Source organism: Microbacterium sp. STN6 (genome assembly GCF_026410545.1).
Taxonomy (GTDB): domain Bacteria; phylum Actinomycetota; class Actinomycetes; order Actinomycetales; family Microbacteriaceae; genus Root112D2.
The window spans coordinates 230,509-244,834 of sequence record NZ_JAPMIT010000002.1 but is presented as its reverse complement, the minus strand read 5'-3'; the positions used below and the strand labels follow the sequence as shown (position 1 = coordinate 244,834).

The window sequence follows — 14,326 nt, the reverse complement described above, 5'->3', positions numbered from 1 at the left end:
ACCCGACCCGAGCAGAGCAGAGCAGAGCGGCGGGCTACTCGCTGCGCTCGCCGTAGCGCGGGGGCTCGTCGCGCGACGATGCGCCGGTGTTCGGCCTCGGCTCCGACTCGGATCCAGAGTCCTGCCCCGCGTCAGCCTCAGCGCCCGGGTCGCCCTGCCCCGCCGAGCGGTCGGGCGGCCGTGGTGGGTCTGACGAATTCGCCGACGCCGCGTAACCCGCTGGCGCTACGCCAGCGGCATCCGTACCGAGAATGTTGCGGGCTCGGTTGACGAGATCAGGGCTCACGATGACCTCGTACCGGCTGGCGAGCACCTGCGTCATCGAGGTGAAGTCTCGCCTGCGCCGATTGATGGCGTAGGAGACGAGGCCGAAGAGCATGCCGAAGCCGGCGCCGATGAGCACGGCCGCGAAGATGAAACCCATGTTCGTGGTGGGCGAGAAGATGACGAGGAGGAGCCCGAAGAAGATCCCGAGCCAGGCGCCGGATGCCGCGCCCGCGAGCGCCACGCGACCCCAGGTGAGCTTGCCGGTGACACGCTCGACCGTCTTCAGGTTGCTGCCCACGATCGAGAGCTTGTTGACGGGGAAGTCGGCCCGCGCGAGCACGTCCACGGCCTGCTGTGCCTCGACGTACGTTTCATACGTCGCGACTGCCTCGCCTTTCGGCAGGGAGGGCAGGGGCACACGGCCGCGACCGCCGAACGGACTCTGATTGCTCATACTCGCCATTCTCCCATCGACGCCTGAATCCTGCCGCCGCGGCGAGGCAGGGATGCGGCCGCGCGAGGGCCTAAGTTAGTACTGTGAGTGCCACCAGAGTCTTCGCCGCCCGGCTCGCCGGGTGCATCGTCTTCGACCCCGCGGGCGACCGCGTGGGCAAGGTGCGCGACGTTCTCGTGGTCTACCGCAAGAGCGACCCGCCCCGCGTGGTCGGTCTCATCGTCGAGATCCCGGGAAAGCGCCGCGTGTTCGTCTCGATCGGGCGCGTGACCAGCATCGGCGCCGGGCAGATCATCACGACCGGTCTCATCAACGTTCGCCGCTTCGAGCAGCGCGGCGGCGAGGTGCGCATCATCGCCGAGATGCTGGGGCGCACGGTCGTTTTCGCCGACGGCTCCGGCCGGGCGACGATCGAAGACGTGGCCATCGAGCAGTCCCGGCACGGCGAGTGGGCGATCGGCCAGCTGTTCGTGCGCCGGCCGAAGACGAGCGCCTCGCCGTTCGCCAAGGGCGCCACCGCGTTCGTCTTCTGGGAGCAGGTGCGCGAGAAGGCCGAGCGCGGCCAGGCACAGTCGGCCGAGCAGCTCATCGCGACGTACTCCGAGCTGAAGCCCGCCGACCTCGCGAACACACTGCGCGACCTGCCCGAGCGCCGCATGCTCGAGGTCGCGGGTGAGCTGCCCGACGACCGCCTCGCCGATGTGCTCGAGGAGATGCCCGAGCGCGAGCAGATGCAGATCCTCACGCAGCTGGGCGACGACCGCGCCGCCGACGTGCTCGACCAGATGCAGCCGGATGACGCTGCCGACCTCATCGCGCAGCTGCCCGAGGAGCGCGGCGAGCACCTGCTCGAGCTCATGGAGCCGAAAGAGGCAGAGGACGTGCGCTTCCTCCTCGCCTACGCCCCCAACACCGCCGGCGGCCTCATGACCACCGAGCCCATCATCGTCTCGGCCGACGCGACCGTCGCCGAGGGCCTCGCGCTCATCCGGCGCCACGAGCTCGCGCCCGCACTCGGCGCCGCCGTCTGCGTGACGCTGCCGCCGTACGAGCCGCCCACGGGTCGCTTCCTCGGCATGGTGCATTTTCAGCGGATGCTGCGCTACCCGCCGCACGAGAGGCTCGGCACGCTCATCGACTCCAGCCTCGACCCGGTCACCGCCGACACGTCGGCGGCCGAGGTGAGTCGCATCCTCGCAAGCTACGACCTGGTCTCCGTGCCGGTCGTCGACGACAACCATCGGCTTGTCGGGGTGGTGACCATTGACGACATCCTCGACTATCTGCTGCCAGACGATTGGCGAAATCAGGAGGGCGACGACGCGCAGGCGCGCCAGTCCGCCCGGCTCAAGGCAGGAACAGGCAGTATTCCGATAGTGAACGGACGGAGGGTCGGACATGGCACGAGCTAGCAAGGCCGAGTCGCGACTCGACGCGCCGAAGGGCCTGCGCACCACTGTCATCGCCCGCCGCAACCGCGGTGAGAGCGACCGATTCGGGCGCTTCACCGAGTGGATCGCGCGCGCCATGGGCACGCCCTGGTTCCTGCTGTTCCTCACGCTGTTCTGCGTTCTGTGGATCAGCTGGAACGTCATGGCGCCGACGGGCTTGCGCTTCGACTCCGCCGACTACGGCTTCATCGCGCTGACGCTCGTGCTCTCGCTGCAGGCCTCATACGCTGCCCCGCTCATCCTGCTCGCGCAGAACCGGCAGGACGACCGCGACCGCGTGCAGATCGAGCAGGACCGGCAGCGCGCCGAGCGCAACCTCTCTGACACCGAGTACCTTGCCCGTGAGGTCGTGGCGCTGAGGCTGGCGATGCAGGATGTCGCCTCGAAGGACTTCATCAGGGCCGAGTTGCGCGCGCTGCTCGAGGAGCTCGACCGTGACAAGAAGGTGGAAGACGGGCCCCATGCGGGTTGAGGAAAACGGCGGCCCCCATGCGGGTTGAGGAGGCCGAAGGCCGTCTCGAAACCCCGCAGCGAGAGGATGAGCACCATGCGGGTTGAGGAGGCCGAAGGCCGTCTCGAAACCCCGCCGCCCTCCCCCGACGCCATCCGCACCGCCCTCGCCCGCGTCATCGACCCAGAGATCCGCCGCCCCATCACCGAGCTCGACATGGTCGGCGACATCGCGGTCTCGCCCGGCGGCTACGCAACGGTCGGCATCCGCCTGACTATCGTAGGCTGCCCCGCCGCGCGCGCCATCGAGCGGGATGTGCGCGAAGCGGCAGCATCCGTGCCAGGAATCACCGATGTGACGGTCGAGGTAGGCGTCATGACCCGCGAGCAGCGCGCCGCCCTCACCGAGCGCCTGCGCGGCGGCCGCGAGCGCGTCATGCCGTTCGGGCCCGGAACGCTCACGCGCGTCTTCACGATCACGAGTGGCAAGGGCGGCGTGGGCAAGTCGACGATCACGGCCAACCTCGCGGTCGAGCTGGCCTCGCGCGGCCTGTCGGTCGGCCTCATCGACGCCGACGTGCACGGGTTCTCGATCCCCGGGCTGCTCGGGCTCTCCGGGCCTGAGGGCACGGCGAAGCCGACGCGGGTCGACGACATGATCCTGCCGCCCGTGGCGTTCGGCGTGAAGGTCATCTCGATCGGCATGTTCATCGACACGTCGACGGGCTCGGGCGGCGCGCAGGCCGTGGCATGGCGGGGGCCGATGCTGCACCGCACGATCGCGCAGTTCCTCACCGACGTGTACTTCGGCGACCTCGATGTGCTGCTGCTCGACCTGCCCCCGGGCACGGGAGATGTCGCCATCTCGATCGGCCAGCTGCTGCCGAACGCCGAGGTCGTGGTCGTCACGACCCCGCAGCCCGCCGCCGCCGACGTCGCAGAACGCAGCGGCATCGTCGCCCGGCAGACCGGCCAGCATGTGCTCGGCGTGATCGAGAACATGGCGGGCCTGCCGCAGAACGACGGCAGCGTCTTCGAGCTGTTCGGCGCGGGCGGAGGCGCCGAGGTAGCCCGCCGGCTTTCCGACGGGCAGGATGCGCCCGTGCCGCTCATCGCCTCGGTTCCGCTCAGCGTCGCGCTTCGCGCAGGTGGTGACGCGGGCGAACCGGTCGTGCTCTCGGCGCCGCAGGACCCGGCGGCTGCTGCCATCCGCTCGGTTGCCGACGCCCTGGAGGCGCGCGGCCGCGACCTCGCGGGGCGCCGCCTGGGCGTGGCCCCGGCCTGATCGGCCACGTGAGCGGCCAAAAAGTGCCCTTAAGCAGCGCGGATAGGGGCAACTTTTGGCCATTCGATGGGTGGCGGGGCCGGTCAGCGGGGCTGGGTGGCGGGGCCAGTCGGCGGGGCTCGGTGCAGGGCCGGTCAGCGGGGGCTCGCCGGTGCGGGGCCAGTCAGCGGGGCTCGACCGCGCGCGCCAGAAGCTCAGTAAGCAGACGCTCGGTGAGCGCATGCGGCAGCGCCTCGATGAGGGCGAGGAACGGCGCCATGCGCTCGGGCTGTGCGCCGGCCCCCTCCTCTCCCACGAGCCCGATCCGGGTGAGCACCGCGAAGGCGCTCTGCGCGTCGAGCGGGGGCGCATCCGCTCGGGTGAGCTCGCCAAGCAGCTCGGCGGGCAGGGCGCCTAGAACGCTCTCCGCCGATACCGGCGGCACCCCGCGCACGTCGTCCGCCGCACGGACCAGCGCCGCCGAGAGGTCGCCGAGAACACGCTCGGTCACGGGCGTGATCGTCAGGTGCGTCGTGCGGGGCAGCCGCGTGCCGTCCGCCTGCGCGAGCCCCGGCTGCTGCTGCAGGTACCAGCCGGCGGCGCGCGCCTGGTCGGCCCAGTGGTGCGGGTCGACCCGACGCGCCGCATCGACCGCCTCATCCGTCGCCACGGCCAGCAGCGGCCCGACGGGCGCCCCAACCACGCGCAAACCTTCGATCGCGCCGATCGTCTCGGCGAGCGCCGCGGTCGAGCGCGCGCATGAGAAGGCCCGCTGCTCGAACCCCTCGTGTCCCAGCGCCTGAATGATCGCCCACGCCGCTGCGAGTGGTCCGGCCGACTTCGACCCCAGCATCGTCGGGTTCACCACCGGGTAGCCCGGCCAGCCCGTTGTCGCGAAGTACTGCGCGCGCTGCCGGTCACGCCCGCGCTGCAGCAGCACACTCGCACCCTTGGGCGCATAGCCGAACTTGTGCACGTCAGCGCTGATGCTGCTGACACCCGGCACACGAAAGTCCCACGGCGCCAGGTGCGCCGCATCCGGCCAGAATGGCAGTACCCAGCCGCCGATACACGCGTCGACGTGGCAGGCAACACCAGCCGCCGCGCACGCCGCCGCCACCTCGGCCACGGGGTCGAGCCCCGCGAACGGGTACGACGGCGCCGAGACGACGACGAGCGCGACATCCGGCCCGAGGCGTTCACTGAGCGCGGATGCGGCGACCGCCCCCGTCGCCGGATCCACGTCGGCGAGGTCCAGCCTCAGCCCGAAGTAGTGCGCGGCCTTGCGGAACGCGGCGTGCACCGTCACCGGAGCAACGAGGCGCGGCGCAACGGAAGTCTCGGGATTCGCCGCCCGCCACACGTCTCGCGCCGTCTTCACCGCGAGCAGACAGCTCTCGGTGCCGCCGCTCGTGACCGTGCCGACCACGTTCTCGTCGCCGCCAAGCAGCTCGCGCGCGAAGCCGACGACCTCGCGCTCCATGACGGCGACCGACGTGAACGTCGTGGGGTCGAGCCCGTTGACGCTCTGCACCGCGCGCATCGCCGCCGCCGCGAGTTCGTCGAGCTCGGCCAGCCCCGAGTCGTACACGTACGAGAGCACGTGGCCGCCGTGGGTGGGCGCGTCCGCGGCACGCAGGTCATCCAGGCGCCGCAGCACGTCGCGCGGGTCAGTCTTCATCGATGTCGGCCTTTCGCAGTCGGTAACGGGTCAGCGGAATCAGGCTGAGCCCAAGCAGGGTGGCGGGAACAATGCTGAAGCTGACGATGATGCCGGCAACCGCGGCGGGTGACTGCGCGATCGCCGCTCCGCCCGTGTGCTGCTGGTAGCCCGAGATCGCGAGCACGAGCGTGAGCACCGTGGCGCCGAGCGCCATGCCGGTGGTCTCCCCCGCCGTCCACATGCCACCGAAGATGCCGGCCCGGCCTGGCCCGTTGCGCCTGGCGTCGTGCGAGATCACGTCGGGCAGCATGGCCATGGGCAGCGACTGCATGCCTGCGTAGCCCGCGCCGACCAGCGCGACCGGCAGGTAGATCCAGTCGCCGGGCCACCAGAGCAACAGCACCATCGACAGCGCGGCGATGCCGAACAGAATACTGGCGACAAGAAAGCCGCGCTCCTTGCCGATGCGGCGCGAGACGACGCCCCAGAGCGGCGTGACGAGTAGCGCCGGGCCGATGAGGGCCACAAAGAGCAGGGTCACTGCATCCTCGGAATGCAGCACGTAGGTCGCCACGTAATTGGCTCCCGTGAGCATGACCCCGGTGGCGAGGCCCTGCAGCAGGAACGCCGCGAGCAGCGCCCGGAACGGCTGACTCACGCGAAGGGCACGGATGCCGGCGGCATAGTGCGCGGCGATAGAGGCACGCGGGGTCTCCGTCGCCGAGGCGGCCGGGCCGCCTGCCGGCGCGACGAAGCTCGACACCATGAGCCCGAGAGCGATCACGACCGCCGCGACGACGGCCATCAGCAGGTAGCCCGCATAGCCGTTACCGCCAAGCGAGCGCAGCGCCGGCCCTCCCGCGCCGAACAGCAGAATGGCCAGCGTGAGCACGACGACCCGCCACGTGAGCAGTCGGGTGCGCTGGTCGTAGCCGGCGGCGAGCTCGGCCGGCAGCGCAATGTACGGCACCTGGAACAGGCTGAACGCGGTGGCGGTGAGGAGGAAGGCCAGCAGTACCCACAGGCCCGCCGCCACGGGAGCCGTCCCCGCCGGTACCGCAAACGTGAGAATGAAGAACAGCGGCAGCGCGAGGGATCCGATGAGCATGCCCGTGCGGCGAGTGCCTCGGCGCGCCAGGCCGCGATCGCTGAGCGCGCCGATGACCGGGTCGATCACCACGTCCCACACCTTGGCCGCGGTCACGAGCACGCCGGCCGCGAGTGCCGCGACGCCGAGCGTGTCGGTCAGGTAGTAGACGAGCACAAGGCCGGGAAGGGTGGAGAAGCCGCCCGTGCCGAGAGACCCGACGGCGTAGCGCACCACCGTGCGCGCGGGCAGAGATCGGGTTGGTGAGCGCTCCGTTGCGGTCATGCCCGCAGCCTATCGCCCACCGACCCGACCGATGCCACGTCTGCTCGCCCCGCGGCGTGGTGCCTACGCGGTGCGCCGAAGCGGATGGCGCCAGCGGTCGATCGTCAGCCAGACGAACCCGGCCGTGATGACGGTGCCGCCAATGGCGTGGAGGAAGCCGAACCACGGGCCGACCCCGAACCCCAGACCCACGAGGATGCCCTGCACGGTGAAGAGCATCACCGCCAGGACGAGGGGAATGACCCAGGTCTTCCACCCCGACCAGGCGAGGAGGCCCAGAATGAGCAGAAGTACGGCCAGGTACTGCAGCACCTCTCCGTTCATTCCGTGCGGCGCGAACGCCGCCCGTGTCGCCTTCTCGCTGCCACCGTTCAGCTGCGCGCCCCAAAAGCCGAGCGCCGCGAAGCCGATCTGCAGGGCGCACAGAATGACGCCGAGCAGGGCGAGCCAGCGCTGAGCGACGTCGCAGGCCACACGGTAGCCCGCCACCGTTCGCGCTGGCGTGGCGGTTGCCTGACTGTGAATTGCCGTACTCATGATGTCTCCTTCTGTTGTGATGCGGACTGTTGTGATGAGGACTGCTGCCTGAGGGCCAACCGCGATGCAGCGGCCGTTCCGCTTCGCTTCGTGACCGTGACCCGGCCGAGAGTTCCGTCGACGCTGAGGATGTCGCCATCTGCGAGAACGGATGTTGCGAGGGAGGTTCCCAGCACGGCCGGGATGCCGTGCTCTCTCGCGACGATCGCCGCATGGGAAAGCACACCACCGATGTCGGTGACGAGACCGGCGGCGATGGCGAACAGCACCGACCATGCCGGATCGGTCGTGGCGGCGACGATCACGTCCCCGTGCCGCAAGGCGCCGAAATCCGCTTCGCCGTGAATAACCCGCGCCGGGCCGATGACGCGACCGGCCGAGCCGGGAATTCCCTCAAGCGCGTGCTGCTGCCCATCGACCGGAGCCGCAGCCGTGCGCGACGCCGAGCGCACCCACTGCATCGCCTCGTTCACCGTGCGCGCGCGACGTGGGATGCCGCGAAGGTCCGGCACGGGCGAAATCCCCCCTCCGAGCACCGCCGGTCCCGGACGCCGCCGCACCCACGCGCGCTCGGCTAGCGCCGTGGCGACCGCCCGTCTCACGTCACCGCCTCCGCCCGCGAGGGCGCGGATGAGCGTGTCGATGTCGAGGTTCACTGCGTCGACGGAGCGGTCAAGGCGACCGGCGGCTGCGAGCCTGCGGCCGGCAGCAAGCGCCGCGTCGCGCAGCAGGCCGCCGCAGCGCGAGCCGGTCCAGTACGCCACGTCCTCACGCAATCCGTATGCGGTGAGCGCCTGGGCCAGGGACGCCTCGAAGGCGCGCCGGATGCGCGGTCCGCGCCGCATCAATTGCCCGCGCACCTCCTCGATCACCGCGAGCGCCTCGCGGCGAACGGCGTCGAGCCTCCTTGTGACGGCGCCGGCGTCCATCAGAATCAGTTCCCGCAGCACCTCCGGTCGTTCCGCGAGAGTCGCCGAGCCGGGATCGTCGCTCAGGCACGAGCAGGCGTATCGCTTGCACCACTTGTCGTAGGCGCGAGCGAGGTCGACGGATACCGCGCTCAGCGCCGACGCGATGTCGCCGCCCGCGCGAATCGCCTGTGTCGCGTCGGGATACTCCCGCAGCCGCGCGGCGAGAGGAGCAATCGTTCTCGCCGGCTCCGACGTGGCTGGCGAGACGCCCGCAAGCATGCGCAGCGCCCGGGCGTCGTCCCAGCCCAGCAGGCGCCGGCACATGCGGGTGAAGACATACAGCGGCAGGACTGCGGGAACGCTCAGGCTGAAATGCAGTGCCATCGCCCTCTCGAAGAGATCGCGAACCGATCCAAGGTGCGCCGCGAGCGCCGTGTCATCGAGCAGGTCGATCCGCACGGCCTGGACTGCCTCGATCTCGCTCCGCAGCGCGCCCCGCTGCGTGTCACGCCACCGCTCGATGCTCTGCGCGATCGCACTGGGTGACGCATTCCGGCGGGCACGACGCATGCGGTGGCGGAGGTCGGGCACGACGCGCGTGAGGATGCTGAGGAGCCACCATGGCGGAGGCGCACCCTGCTCGCGCCCGCCGACGGGCATCATGCGCAGGTAGATTTCGCCGCCGACGGAACGACAGTCGACCCTTTCGACAAGTCCGCCGTACCGGCTGAACACCGACGTCAGGCCTCGACCGACGACGACCGTGGCGACCGACGCGCCGAGCGCCGTCATCGGCTCGGCATAGCGATCCAGCTCCTTCAGCCAGACCCCGTCGCATGGCTCGTCGACCGGCCGCTGCGGCAACGCCGTGATGGGGCGCGTCTGCAGAATGACCAGCCGGCCGGCATCCATCGCCCATTCGATATCCTGCGGGGCGCCGGCGACCGTCTCGATGCGGCGTGCGAGTTCGGCCACCGCCAGCGCCTGCTCGGCGGTGAGCGCCTGCAGTGTGGCGCGTTCGGCGACAGCCGAGCCGTTCGACACGCGCCACTGGTCGGGCGTGACGCTGCCGTCGGCGAGACGGTCGCCGAGTCCGGGCACCGCGGAGACGACAGTGACGGAGCGGTCTCCGCTGAGAGGGTCGGCCGTGAATGCGACGCCGGCCACATCGGGCGTGAGCTGGCGCTGCACCAGCACCGCCATCCGTGCGCCCGACAGCATGTCGCTCGAGACGTAGCGCCGCACTCGTGCTGCGGATGCCGACGCCCAGCACACAAGCACCGCCTGCCTCAGCTGCGCTTCGCCGCGCACACCGAGCACACTCTCGTAGAGGCCGGCGTACGACGCGGTGGGGCGGTCCTCATCGACGGCGGAGGAGCGCACGGCGAGCGGCACGTCGCCGAAGTGCCGGGCGATCGCCAGGATCGCGGCGTCGACTTCCACGGGGATCCCGGCCGAGCGGGTCTGCGCCGCTCCCGCGGCAAGGTACGCCTCCGTGGTCAGCACGAGGCTCTCGGGCACGGCAATCCGGGCCCGAGCCAGGCGAGCGAGGCCCGCCGCTTTGCGCCCGATACGCACGTCAAGGGCGTCGGGGGATGTGCCTGTGCGGCGGCCGAAGATTCCCGTTCCGGCAAGGGAGACCACGTAGTCGGCGGGCCCGCCCGCCGCATCCGGCTCTCGTTCGTCTCTCGGACTGCTGATGGTCACAGGGAAATGGTGGCCCCGCCGTGGCATCCGAAGGTATACGCAGGACTACGTAATCGCCTCGTCGATCGCAGAGTCGAGAAGTCCCGAGTCCGCGAGATAGCGCGTCAGCGCGGCGCGGGAGTTGAGCCCGAGCCTCTGGTAGATGCGGTCGAGATGCGTGGTCACGGTGCGCGGACTGATGAAGAGGGCGGTGGCGATCTGCGCGTTGCTGCTGCCCGACGCCACGAGGCGGGAGACCTCGAGCTCGCGCGGGCTCAGCAGCACGCCGGTCGCCATCGCCGCCCGGCCCCGTGAGGGAACCACGCCGAGTGCACGCAGCACCTGCCGGGCGCGCTGCGCGTGACGCGGCGCACCGAGCCGCTCGAAGACGGTCAGGGCCTCGGCGGCGAGGTCCGTCGCCGTGTCGCCCGCCTCTGCGCGAAGACGATCGGCACGCTCGATGCGCGCTCGGGCGGCGAGGAACGGGAAGCCGAGCGAGTCGAAGCCACCGGCAGCGGTGGCAAATGCGTCGGCAGCAACAGCAGGCGACGTCTCGCACGTGCCGTCGATGAAGCTCGCGACGGCGTTCGGAAACGGTGTGCCGATCGTATTCCAATCGCGGATGCGCTCGCTCAGCTCTGCGGCCCGCGTCGGCGCCGTCCTAGCGAGCGCCTCGCCAAGCAGCATCGCGGGCGCGAACGGGTACCAGCTCGCCGTGAGATCGGCGAGAGGGGCGCCGACTCGCGCTGCCTCCTCGTCATCACCCTGCGCGAGAGCGAGGGCGGTGGACGCCGTGGTCATCGCGGTGGAGAGCTGCCTGCGGTCGGCGTAGCCGCGCGCGCCGTCACCATGCTCGAACAGGGGCCGGGCTCGAGCGAGCGTATCGGCGGCCTCGGCGAGGCGCCCGCGCACGACGAGCAGCCAGGCGTGCGTACCCAGCGCGCTCAGCCTGCCTCGTTGCTCCCCGAAACGGTCCACCGTCGCGAGCACGTCGGCACTGGTGCGTAAGGCGCGATCCCATTCGCCGCCGAGCAGGTCGGCCAGGCTCAGCCGCATGCGCGGCCAGAATTGCATGCTCATGGCGCCGAGCTCCTGTGACATGTCGAGGCTCGCCTCGCTGTCACGACGCAGCTCGGAGAGGTCGCCGCGGATGCTCGCTGCCACGGAGCGCTGGTCGTACGCCCGCATCATGAGCGCGGGTTCGTCGGCCGCCCTGGCCAGGTCGAGGGCGCGCGTATTCTTGTCGACCGCGGCGTCGAGCCGCTTCTCGGCGATGTCGTGCGCGGCCTCCACAAGCAGCAGTCGAATGCTCAGCTCCGTCGATCCGAGGCGGGCTGCGATCGGCCGCAGCCGGTCCGCCAGTTGGGCCACCGTGCCCGTGTCACCGTCGCGCACCGCGACGGTCATGCGCGTGTACAGCAACTCGGCGTGCTCGCGCGATGGCTCCTGCCCCTCTTGGGCACGCTCGGCCTTCTCGAAGTGCTCGCTGGCGACGGCGGCATCACCGTCGCCCCACGCGAGCAGGGCCAGTTCCCGGTGCACATGCGCGACACCGTTCGCGTCTCCGCGTCGGCGATAGTTCTCGAGCGCCCGCCGCCAGTGGTCAGCGGCCTCACCTCGTCGCCCCGCCGTGACGCACGCGATGCCGAGTTCCACGAGCACGTCCGCCTGCGCGGACCTCGGGGCCGGCGCGGCCTGCGAGAGCTCGAGGGCCGCCCTCAGATAGCGCACAGCGTCGTCGGTTGCCCCGAGCGAGCCAGCACGCGCCGCCGCCTCACGCAGCGCGCCGAGCGCCAGCGCCGGATCTATGAGAGAGCCCGCCCGCATGAGGTGCTCCACGATCCTCGGGTCGCCTGCGTCACGCGCCCGCAGCGCTCGCGCCAACTCTGAGTGCCGTCGACGACGCCGCGCGGGCGCCAGCTCATCGATCACCACCTGCTGCAGGATCCCGTGCGCGAGCGTGATGGTGCCGTCGTCGGCGGAGACCGCCAGCATCCGCTTCTCGAATCTCTCGAGTGCGGCGTCGAGCTGCTCCTCCGGGATTCCGACGGCGGCGAGCACGGAGTACTCGCTGTACGAACCGCTGAGGGCGATGAGCTCGATGACGCGTCGATCGTCGGCCGTGAGCGCGGCCAGTCTCAGCGCGATGCGGCTGCGGAGATCGGCGGGCAGCGGCGGCGCACTGCCGGCCAGCGAGACCGATTGCCCGCACCGCGTCAGCCTGCCGCCCTCGAGCAGGTCCTCGGCGATCGACTCGATGAAAAGCGGGACTCCACCGCACTCATCCAGCACGAGGCGGGCGAGTTCGGGGTCGGCCCGGGCGCCGAGCGCGTTGTCGAGCAGCGTCGCAGCGTGCGCGGGCGGCAGAGGATCCAGTTGCACGCGGTCGTGCCACCAGGTCGCCGATGACATGCCGGCGACCAACTGGCGTGCGCGCGTGCCATGCGGCTCGTCAGAGCGCGTGGTGAGCACGAAAAGCAGCGCACGGTCGTCGATCGTGAGTGCGAGGTGGGCGAGCAGTGCCGCGCTCTCGCGATCGAGTGCATGGCCGTCGTCGATCATGAACGCCAGCGGGGCACGTCGAGCGAGCCTCTCGACCAGCACGGCGAAGCCATCGACGATGCGCGCACGCTCCAGTGCGGGGTCGCGGAGCTGACGCGGTGCACGCACATCGAGCGCGCCGATTAGGAGCGAGAGCTGGCCCAGGCCCCGCAGGAGCGTCGCCCGCTCGTCGGCGGGCATGTCGCGCAGCAACGGCCCGAGTGCCTCGATGAACGGGGCGTAGGCGATGCCCGCCGCCGACTCGTCAGCGTGCCCGAGGAGGGTGCCGAAGCCCGCATCGCGCGCGAGCGACAGCGCCTCGGCTGCGAGCCTGCTCTTTCCCATTCCCGGCAGCCCGCTCACGACGATGACGCCGGGGTCGCCGCCAGCCGCCCGTGCGAGCCCGGCCCTCATGCGAGCCAACTCCGCATCCCTGCCGATAAGCGAGGTCATAGGGTCGAGCGCTCAGGTGGCCTCGGCGTCGAACGGCGGTGTGGCGCCGACCTCGAGCGCTGCCCGGCCGGGGGCCACCTCGGCCCGAGCCGGCCGGATACCGGGTCGCACCGCGTCGTCGTCATCGTCGAGCAGGGCCTCGCGGATGATGCGGCGCGGGTCGTACTGGCGAGGGTCGAGCTTCTGCCAGTCGACGTCGTCGAATTCCGGGCCCATCTCCTCACGCATGCGGTCTTTCGCGCCGTCGGCGAGGTTGCGCAGGTTCTTCAGTAGTTGGGCGAGCTGCCTAGCGTAATGCGGAAGCCGCTCCGGACCCAGCAGAAAGACCGCGATCACCCCCACGATCAGCAGCTTGTCGAAACTGAGCCCATTGAACACGAGATCAGACTAACGCGTGCGCCCTGCGCGTATGCTGCAGCCTCGCACCGTATTCTTGTGCTGAGACAACGGGAGTGTGCGTGGCCGACAAGACATCGAACTGGAAGTTCGCCGACGAGATCGTTGCCGAGAGCGACGTGATCACGAGGGCGCGCCAGCAGTCGCTCGAGCTCGGCATCGAGCCGATCGCCCCGTCGATCGGGGCCCAGTGCGCCGTCATCGTGGCGGCGACGGATGCGCGCTCCATTGTCGAGATCGGCACGGGCGCCGGCGTCTCCGGTCTCTGGCTGCTCACCGGGGGTGAGAAGGCCATGCTCACGTCGATCGATTCAGAACTCGACCACCAGCAGCACGCGAGGTCCGCATTCACGGAGGCCGGCATTTCCGCCAATCGCGTCCGCCTCATCACGGGTCGAGCCCGCGACGTTCTCCCCCGAATGAACGAGAACTCGTACGACATCGTGTTCGTCGACGCCGATCCGCAGTCGGTCATCGAGTACGTCGAGCACGGGCTGCGGCTCGCACGGCCCGGCGGCACCGTTCTGGTTCCGCACGCACTGTGGAAGGATCGCGTCTCCGACCCCGCCCAGCGCGACGACCTCACCACGGGCTACCGCTCTCTCGTTACCGAGATCGCTGCATCGGGCGCCGTCGTCAGCGCCCTGTCACCCGTCGCCGACGGGCTGCTTCAGATCACCAAGCTGGCCGAATAGGGCGCCTGCTCAGCTGCCCGCGACGACGCTCGCGAGTGCGTCGTGCAGTTCCCTGGCCTCGGCATCGTTCACCGATACGACAAGGCGCCCCCCGCCCTCGAGCGGCACACGCACGATGATGAGCCTGCCCTCCTTCACAGCCTCCATTGGCCCGTCTCCGGTCCTCGGCTTCATGGCTGCCATGCA

General features: G+C 70.4%; 12 protein-coding genes. 4 read left to right on the top strand and 8 right to left on the bottom strand.

The genetic code is table 11. From position 1 onward, the window contains the following. Positions 1-34 precede the first annotated feature (34 nt). Complete coding sequence (locus OSC27_RS06545) at positions 35-721, bottom strand: general stress protein (RefSeq protein WP_267180650.1); 687 nt, start codon at positions 719-721, stop codon at positions 35-37. Between the two features lie 83 nt (positions 722-804). Between OSC27_RS06545 and OSC27_RS06540 the strand changes: the two genes are divergently transcribed. The 3 genes from OSC27_RS06540 (at position 805) to OSC27_RS06530 (ending at position 3,907) form a co-directional block, all read left to right on the top strand. After that, positions 805-2,133 carry a magnesium transporter MgtE N-terminal domain-containing protein gene (locus OSC27_RS06540; RefSeq protein WP_267180649.1) on the top strand — a complete coding sequence of 443 codons (1,329 nt, stop codon included), beginning with the start codon at positions 805-807 and terminating at the stop codon, positions 2,131-2,133. Beyond that, complete coding sequence (locus OSC27_RS06535; protein WP_267180648.1) at positions 2,120-2,644, top strand: DUF1003 domain-containing protein; 525 nt, start codon at positions 2,120-2,122, stop codon at positions 2,642-2,644. Before OSC27_RS06540 ends, OSC27_RS06535 begins: the two co-directional genes overlap by 14 nt. A 75-nt stretch (positions 2,645-2,719) precedes the next feature. Beyond that, positions 2,720-3,907 (top strand): P-loop NTPase, encoded by a 1,188-nt coding sequence (locus OSC27_RS06530; protein WP_267180647.1) that lies wholly within the window; start codon positions 2,720-2,722, stop codon positions 3,905-3,907. 163 nt (positions 3,908-4,070) lie between these two features. Here the strand turns inward: OSC27_RS06530 and OSC27_RS06525 are convergent, their stop codons facing one another. From OSC27_RS06525 to OSC27_RS06500, 6 genes are all read right to left on the bottom strand, one after another. Continuing rightward, a complete protein-coding gene (locus tag OSC27_RS06525) occupies positions 4,071-5,567 on the bottom strand; it encodes a pyridoxal phosphate-dependent decarboxylase family protein (RefSeq protein WP_267180646.1) in 1,497 nt (498 codons plus the stop codon). Next, on the bottom strand, positions 5,557-6,921 hold the full coding sequence (locus OSC27_RS06520) for an MFS transporter (RefSeq protein WP_267180645.1): 1,365 nt from the start codon (positions 6,919-6,921) through the stop codon (positions 5,557-5,559). Before OSC27_RS06520 ends, OSC27_RS06525 begins: the two co-directional genes overlap by 11 nt. A 63-nt stretch (positions 6,922-6,984) precedes the next feature. Next, the gene (locus OSC27_RS06515; protein ID WP_267180644.1) at positions 6,985-7,458 is read right to left on the bottom strand and encodes a hypothetical protein; all 474 of its coding nucleotides are present in this window, start codon (positions 7,456-7,458) and stop codon (positions 6,985-6,987) included. Next, positions 7,455-10,076 (bottom strand): PEP/pyruvate-binding domain-containing protein, encoded by a 2,622-nt coding sequence (locus OSC27_RS06510; RefSeq protein ID WP_267180643.1) that lies wholly within the window; start codon positions 10,074-10,076, stop codon positions 7,455-7,457. The genes OSC27_RS06515 and OSC27_RS06510 overlap by 4 nt, the downstream gene beginning before the upstream one ends. Before the next feature lie 45 nt (positions 10,077-10,121). After that, positions 10,122-13,049, bottom strand: coding sequence for a helix-turn-helix transcriptional regulator (locus tag OSC27_RS06505; protein ID WP_267180642.1), 2,928 nt, complete (start codon positions 13,047-13,049; stop codon positions 10,122-10,124). A gap of 12 nt (positions 13,050-13,061) precedes the next feature. Beyond that, complete coding sequence (locus OSC27_RS06500; RefSeq protein WP_267180641.1) at positions 13,062-13,427, bottom strand: sec-independent translocase; 366 nt, start codon at positions 13,425-13,427, stop codon at positions 13,062-13,064. Positions 13,428-13,507: 80 nt separating this feature from the next. Between OSC27_RS06500 and OSC27_RS06495 the strand changes: the two genes are divergently transcribed. Beyond that, positions 13,508-14,140: an O-methyltransferase gene (locus tag OSC27_RS06495; protein ID WP_267180640.1), complete on the top strand. Its 633-nt coding sequence runs from the start codon at positions 13,508-13,510 to the stop codon at positions 14,138-14,140. 9 nt (positions 14,141-14,149) lie between these two features. Here the strand turns inward: OSC27_RS06495 and OSC27_RS06490 are convergent, their stop codons facing one another. Then, the gene (locus OSC27_RS06490; RefSeq protein WP_267180639.1) at positions 14,150-14,323 is read right to left on the bottom strand and encodes a DUF3117 domain-containing protein; all 174 of its coding nucleotides are present in this window, start codon (positions 14,321-14,323) and stop codon (positions 14,150-14,152) included. Between the last annotated feature and the right edge of the window lie 3 nt (positions 14,324-14,326).